Origin of the sequence: Actinomyces sp. MRS3W (assembly GCF_032465695.1) — a bacterium.
In the GTDB taxonomy this organism is placed as follows: Bacteria; Actinomycetota; Actinomycetes; order Actinomycetales; family Actinomycetaceae; genus Actinomyces.
Genome location: NZ_JAWDJJ010000317.1, coordinates 1 through 6,772, shown reverse-complemented (window position 1 = coordinate 6,772; position 6,772 = coordinate 1). Strand labels below are relative to the sequence as shown.

At 68.7% G+C, this 6,772-nt stretch carries 5 protein-coding genes and 1 pseudogene; 3 read left to right on the top strand and 3 right to left on the bottom strand.

The window, feature by feature from the left end:
- Positions 1–92: 92 nt before the first annotated feature.
- Genes RWX45_RS12030 through RWX45_RS12020 form a run of 3 tightly spaced genes read right to left on the bottom strand, consistent with a single transcriptional unit; the run spans position 93 to position 3,309 of the window.
- The gene (locus tag RWX45_RS12030; protein ID WP_316023956.1) at positions 93–1,280 is read right to left on the bottom strand and encodes a DUF4350 domain-containing protein; all 1,188 of its coding nucleotides are present in this window, start codon (positions 1,278–1,280) and stop codon (positions 93–95) included.
- Entirely contained in the window at positions 1,277–1,981 is a 705-nt protein-coding gene (locus RWX45_RS12025; RefSeq protein ID WP_316023955.1) for a DUF4129 domain-containing protein, read from the bottom strand. Before RWX45_RS12025 ends, RWX45_RS12030 begins: the two co-directional genes overlap by 4 nt.
- Positions 1,982–2,013: 32 nt before the next feature.
- Entirely contained in the window at positions 2,014–3,309 is a 1,296-nt protein-coding gene (locus RWX45_RS12020) for a glycerophosphoryl diester phosphodiesterase membrane domain-containing protein (protein WP_316023954.1), read from the bottom strand.
- A 183-nt stretch (positions 3,310–3,492) separates the two neighbouring features.
- Between RWX45_RS12020 and mtrA the strand changes: the two genes are divergently transcribed.
- From mtrA to RWX45_RS12005, 3 genes and pseudogenes are all read left to right on the top strand, one after another.
- Positions 3,493–4,176, top strand: a complete 684-nt coding sequence (mtrA, locus tag RWX45_RS12015) for an MtrAB system response regulator MtrA (protein WP_316023953.1) — start codon at positions 3,493–3,495, stop codon at positions 4,174–4,176.
- 55 nt (positions 4,177–4,231) lie between these two features.
- The gene (mtrB, locus tag RWX45_RS12010; RefSeq protein ID WP_316023952.1) at positions 4,232–6,088 is read left to right on the top strand and encodes an MtrAB system histidine kinase MtrB; all 1,857 of its coding nucleotides are present in this window, start codon (positions 4,232–4,234) and stop codon (positions 6,086–6,088) included.
- A pseudogene (locus RWX45_RS12005) lies at positions 6,085–6,772 on the top strand (spore gernimation protein); the annotation flags it as partial. The gene mtrB and the pseudogene RWX45_RS12005, both read left to right, overlap by 4 nt.

Genomic DNA, 6,772 nt, shown 5'->3' with positions numbered 1-6,772 from the left:
GCCCTGGGAACCGCCGACGGGGAACGCCGTCGTGGGCACGTCGCGCTCGTCGACGCCGCTTGCCGGGTCGTTCTGAGGGGTGGGGGGAGTGGTCATCGTGAATGGACCTCGCTCTCGAGTTGTTCCAGGCGGACGGCCAGGTCCGCCAGGGCATGGTCGTCCGCAGGGATGGGGCCGTACAGGGCCTGGTCAATGATGGTGGGTGGCCACTGGCTGGCGCGGGCGGCCGCTTCGATGAGCTCGCCGCGGGAGGCGGAGGCGGGCAGCCCCAGCCGGCGGCCGAGCCGGAGTGCGGCACCCGCCCGCAGCGCCTGGGCGGCGCGCTCGCGGTCCCCGGCCTTGCGGTACAAGCGGCCGCGTCCGACTGCGGTCTCGCTGGCATGCACCACCACCGGCAGGTTTTCGGCCACGATTCTGCCGAAGCGGCGTCCGCGTACCACGGCCAGGGCGCCCAGGAGGCCGACCCCCAGCAGCATCAGTACCGGCAGCCACGGCGGCAGCAGGGGCGAGTCCCACAGGGCCGGGGTGGTGGCCCGTGAGGCGTCGAACCAGACCAGGCGCTCGTGGTGCCCGAGGGCACGGATCATGAGGGCGGCGTTTCCCTCCGTGGTCAGATTCGCATTGGTGGCGATCCGGGGATCGGCCACCAGCCGCAGGGTTCCGCCCCCGTCAAGCGGGGCGGTGGCGTAGGCGTAGCTGCCTTCGGCGACGGGGAAGCAGCCGATCGCATGGGGGTTGTTCTCCAGGGAGATGGAGCCGGTCGATCCCGCCAGGGACGCTGCGGCGGTGGCGTCGGGGTCGGTGCAGTCGGCCTGGAGAAGTGTGTCGGCAGCGGCGGAGTCACCCGTGCCGGTCAGATCCGTCAGCCCGTCGAGGTCTTCGTACAGCGTGCCCAGAACCACCACGTCCCCACCCGCCTGGGCCAGTTGCCACCGGTCATCGTGGGACATGTGGCTCGGGCTGAGCACGACGACGGTGGCGCCATCCGCCGCGGCCTGGATGGCGGCATCGGCGGAGTTGACGCTGGAGACCGACACGCCCTCATCGCGTAGCAGCTGGGCCAGGGCCCGGGTGCCGTCGGCGTGGGGGTTGTCGATGGCGTAGGGGACCTTGGAGGTGCGCGGGCTGGCCCACAGGGTGGCCAGGGTGACGACCAGCAGCAGCGCCCCGGCGGCCAGGAAGGGACGCCATCGGCGCAGTCGTTGGCGCAGGGGCGCCCCGACGACCTGGTCGGCGGAGGACCCGGTGTCGGTGCGGGTGGTCGTGTTGGTGTCGCTCATACGCGCACCTGCTCGGGGGCCTCGGTGACCAGGGACGCGCGCGCGACCCGGTCGGCGAATTCCCGCATCCAGGTGTCCTGGGCGGGGGTGGAGTTGATGTGGCCGTAGCGGACCGCGTCGAACAGGCGGGCCGCGTCATCCATCTGGGCGGCGAGTTCACCCAGGGGGCGCGCCGCCAGCAGCGAGGCCTCATGTGCGGTCATGCCCGGGTAGTCCTCGATTGCGCCGCGCTCGTCGAGGGAGCGGACGATCGCCCGGAAGCGTTCGACGACGGCCGTCGCCCAGTCACCCTGCTGGGCGGCGGCGTCGGCGGCGCGGGTGAGAGCGGCAGCGTCGCGGTCGTCGTCGAACAGCAGCGCGCTGCCGCGGCGTACGCGCCGCCCCCAGGTCACCCGGGTGAACAGCACAATGAGCATGGTGAGTAGGGCAATGACCAGCAGGGTCACGATGAGTACGTACACCCACACGGGTACCCCGGGGAGGGTGGAGTGCGGGTCTACATGCTCGGCGAGCCACCGCCACAGGCGCGTCCACAGGCTGTCGCCGTGCTGGTAGACGGGCTTGGCCAGCTCCCTTGCAGCGGCGTCGCGGGCCGCGTCGGCGTCTGGTGTGGCCGGGACGTCCTGGGCTAGGCCTCCCCAGGCGCGCGCACCCGGCAGGGCGGCTGCGGGTGCGGTGACGGTCAGGGGGGTGAACATCATGGCGGTCTCGATACTGCGGCGGCGAAAACGGGTCAGACGCCGGCGGAACGGCGCAGTTCGACGTCCAGGCCCTCTTGGCGCATGCGCAGGTCGATGTAGATCAACGCGGTGACGGCGGCGGAGAACGGCATGATGACCGCGTTGACCACGGAGCCGAGGAAGGTGGAGACCGCGGTTATCAGTGCCGCGGCACCGAGGGCGAAGGCCGCACCGATACCGGAGATGAACCCGACGGGAATGGCGAGAACGACGGACACGGCACCGGTAATGAGCCCGGCCAGCAGCAGTGTGCCCAGGATCCGCCAGAAACTGCCGCGGGTGAGGTTCCATGAGCGGCGGATGCCCTCCCACACGCCGACGTTCTCCAGGATCAGCGCGGCGCCGGACACGGACAGTCGTACCGTGAAGAACGCCCCCACAACCACACTCGCGATCATGAGCAGGAAGCCCAGCAGGGCGAACAGCGCCAGGTTGGCACCGGAATTGTCATCGACGGCCGAGAGCATCCCCATCATGAGCAGCACCATCCCGACAATGGCGATCATGATCCCGGCGAAGCCGATGAGGCCGATGATCAGGGTCTGGCCGATGAGGGCCCAGATCCGGGATTTGGTGCGTTCCCACACTTCCGCGGGAGTAGCGATGCGGCCCAGAACGGAGCGGGAGACGGTCACGATCAGCAGCCCGGTGAGGAGGGCGGTGGCCAGCGCGGTCACGCCCGCGGTGAGGAAGGAGGCCAGCGTGCTGGAACCGGTTGTGGACAAGGCGTCGGCGAGAATCTCGGCATCGGAGGCGCCGGAGTCGTAGGCGTCGTAATTCGAGGAGGTGAAGTTGGCGAACACAGAGTTCGTCGTGACGAAGGTCAGCACGGCGGAGAGCAGACCCGCTACGCCCATGACCAGCAGGGCGGGGAGGAACATGGCGCGAGGGTTGGCGCGCAGCGACTCGAAGGCGCCGCCGATGATCTCGGTGATGCTCAACGGCCGCAGCGGGATGATGCCGGGCTTCGGGGCGAGGAAAAAGCCACCCGCGCCGGGAGCGTAGGCGTCGGCCGGTTGCGCGTACTGCGAATACTGGGACCCCTGCCCATAACCCTGGTAACCGGTCTGAGGGCTGCCCGGGGGCGGCGAGGAGGGCGCCTGCCCGGGATAGGTCTGGTACTGGCCGTAGGCCGGCTGCTGAGGTTGCCCGGCGGCCGGGCCGTAGGCGCCGTAACGGGGGGCGGGTGTCGGCTCCGGGTCCGGGGACGCTCCGTTTGGGGATGTATTGGGAGAGTCCGAGGGGCGGTTTCCGGAGGGCGGCAACCAGCCGGTGTTGTCACTGCTCATGGGCTTACTGTGTCATGCCGTCGTCGCCATCGTTCTCCACCCACAGGATGAGATCGTGGCGCGTCGTGTCGGCGGAAGGACCAGCGCCATTGGCGTAAGCTTCACCTTGTTTCAGTATGATGAAAGTCACGGTATGGCATGTAGGTCCCGTTCCCGGGTCGCGCACGTGTCAAGATAGGCGCCATGCGCACTCGCATTCTGGTCGTTGACGATGATACTGCCCTGGCCGAGATGATCGGCATCATGCTCGAGGCGGAGGGGTACACCCCTTCTTTCTGCGCTGATGGCGCGCGAGCTCTTGACGTCTTCCATGAGACCGATCCGGATCTGGTGCTCCTGGATCTCATGCTGCCCGGACTGGACGGCGTGGAGATCTGCAAGCTCATCCGCCTCGAGTCCGACGTGCCCATCATCATGCTCACCGCGCGCACGGACACGCAGGACGTCGTCGCCGGGCTTGAAGCGGGTGCGGACGACTACGTGACCAAGCCGTTCAAGTCCAAGGAACTGCTCGCGCGAGTGCGCACGCGGCTACGCCGCAATATTGACGCCAACGGTGCCGAGCACGTGCGCGCCGGCGACCTGGACATCGACGTGTCCGGGCACCAGGTCAACCGCGGCGACACCATCATCAACCTCACTCCGCTCGAGTTCGATCTGCTCGTCACCCTGGCCCGCACCCCGTGGAAGGTCTTCACCCGTGAGGAGCTTCTGGAGCAGGTCTGGGGATACCAGCACGCGGCCGACACCCGGCTGGTCAATGTCCACGTTCAGCGTTTGCGCGCAAAGATTGAGAAGGACCCCGAGCACCCCAGCATCGTGGTTACCGTGCGCGGTGTTGGCTACCGCGCCGGCGACGGCAAGTGAGGGCCCAGGGGCTGAGCTCTGAGTCCCGGCGTTTCCGTGTCGCAGTGAACTAGCCGTGGACGCGAAGGGTCCGGGTAGGCGCACGAGGCGTCACGGTGGAGTGCGCTCGCTCTGGAAGTCGGCGCGCCGTAGTCTGGCCACCAGCATGGTGCTATTCGCCACCGCTGCGGGCGTGGTCCTCATTGTGGTCCTGCTGGTTGCTGTCACCGCTACTATTCGCGACGATGTCTTCACCGGACGGCGCACGGCGATCCTCGCCGACGCGCGGCAGCGGGTTGCTTCCGCCCAGGCCGCCTTCGATGCGGCCCCGGTGGATACTGCCGCCGACCTGACCACCACGGCCCAGGCGCAACTGGCGAGCATGAACGACTCCTTCTCAGGAGCGGGCGGCGTCGGCGTCCTGTTGCGCCGCAGCAGCGGCGAGACCGCCACCACCGTCATCAACGGCCTCGCCACCGACCCGGACTTAACGGCGCTCCTCACCGATGACCTGATATCTCAGGTCGACGCCGGTGAGATGGGCGCGCAGTACTCGCAGTCGGTGGGGATTCCGAACGGTGATGGCACCGATCCGGGCATCGTCGTCGGCTCCCGCATCAGCCTGCCCCTGGCGGGCAGCTACAACCTGTTCCTGGTCTACACGCTGGCGCCAGAGCAGCATGTCATCGACCTGGCAACGCGGGCGATCGTAGTTGCCGGGGCCGGCTTCCTGCTCATCCTCATCATCGGGCTGTGGCAGCTGACCTCGCGCGTGCTCATCCCCATCCGCCGCGCTTCCCTGGCGGCACAACGGTTGGCCGCCGGTCACCTCAACGAGCGCCTGCCCGTGGTGGGGGAGAACGAGATCGCGTCCCTGTCTCGCTCCTTCAACAACATGGCCGACTCGCTTGAGGCGCAGATTCAGGCCTGGGAAAACCTGTCGAAGGTGGAGAAGCTTTTCGTCTCCGACGTCTCTCACGAACTGCGTACCCCACTGGCCTCCATCCGGCTGGCCGCCGAGCAGATTTGGCAGGCCCGCGATGAGATCGAGGACCCCTTCGCAGTACGCAGCCTCGACATCCTCATGCGCGAGATCGACCGCTTCGAGCAGATGCTGTCCGACCTGCTGGAGATTTCCCGCATCGACTCCGGCCGGGTGCAGCTGCGCGCCGCCGAGGCGGATCTGATCGCCGTCCTGCGCGGGGTGCTTGACCTCGTGGCCGTGCACGTTGAGGCCTCGGGCTCCCCAATCCGCCTGCATCTGCCCGATGCCCCCGTCATCGCCGAGGTCGATGTGGCGCGGGTGGATCGCATCCTGCGTAATCTCATCGTCAATGCTCTTGAGCACGCCGAGGGCTCGCCCATTGACATCACCATCGCTGCCAACGATGACGCCGTCGCTGTGCGCGTGCGCGACCACGGTGTGGGCATGAGCCCGGATGTGGTCAAGAAGGTCTTCGACCGCTTCTACCGTGCCGATCCCTCCCGCAAGCGCACCCTGGGCGGAACCGGCCTGGGACTGTCGATCTCGCTTGAGGACGCGGTGCTGCATGGCGGCACGCTCACCGCCTGGGGCTGGCCGGCCGACGGCGCCTCCTTCCTGCTCACGCTGCCGCGTCGCCTTGGCCCGGACGCCACGCCCGGAACCATGACTGGGCCCGGGCCCCTCGACGTTATTCCCGACGACGCCCCCGCCGTGTCCCGTGGCGCGCGGGGCGCCAATCCGACCGCCGATCAGCCCTCGCCCTTGACCCCGTCGCCGGCATCCCGGCGCTCCGACGTCGACCGTGAGGACGACGGTGCGGACGCCGTCGAACCCGAAACTCCTTCGATGCCCGGGCGCATCACCGTTCTTGGGCCGGGTGAGTCCCCGACTGCCCGGACCCCCGAGGATGTGGAGGGGCGCAGGAAACAGGGGGAGGGACGCCGGTGACCCCGCTCGTCCCGCCGTTGTCCGGCCGGCGCGAGACGCCGGAGCTGCCTCGCCGCCACGCGCTCGGGGCGCTGCTACTCGTCGGCGCGGGTACCCTCACCGCCTGCACGGCACTGCCGACGAGCGGGGAGGTCAGCGAGTCGCAGGAGGTGCGCACCTCACACGAGCAACTCGTCCAAACCGCTACCGGCCCTGTCGACGGCGCCGCCCCCGAAGAGATCGTCACCGGATTCTTGCGCGCCTGCGCGGCAGGGTTTTTCGACGATTTCGCCACGGCACGCGCATTCCTCGCCGAGTCCACCTCGCTGACCTGGCAGCCCGCCGCGGCAGTCAACGTGTACGACGGCTCCACCGCCCCGGTCATCGCGCGTGACGGCGCCGAGGTGAGCGTGACGGTTGACCTGGTCGGCACCGTCGCCCCCGACGGGGTGTTCACACACGCCGCGGTTTCCGATTCCGTCTCCTATTTCTCGCTCACACCCAACGACGCGGGACAGTGGCGCATCGCGGAGCTACCGGAGGGCATGCTCCTGAACGACGGCGACCTCACCCGGAGCTTCAGCTCCCGGCCACTGTACTTCCTCACCTCCGACCACGAGCGCCTGGTTCCGGATGCACGCTGGCTGCCGCGTCACGAGCTGCCCCGGCGGCTGATCGACGCTCTCCTCCACGGGCCCTCAGCGT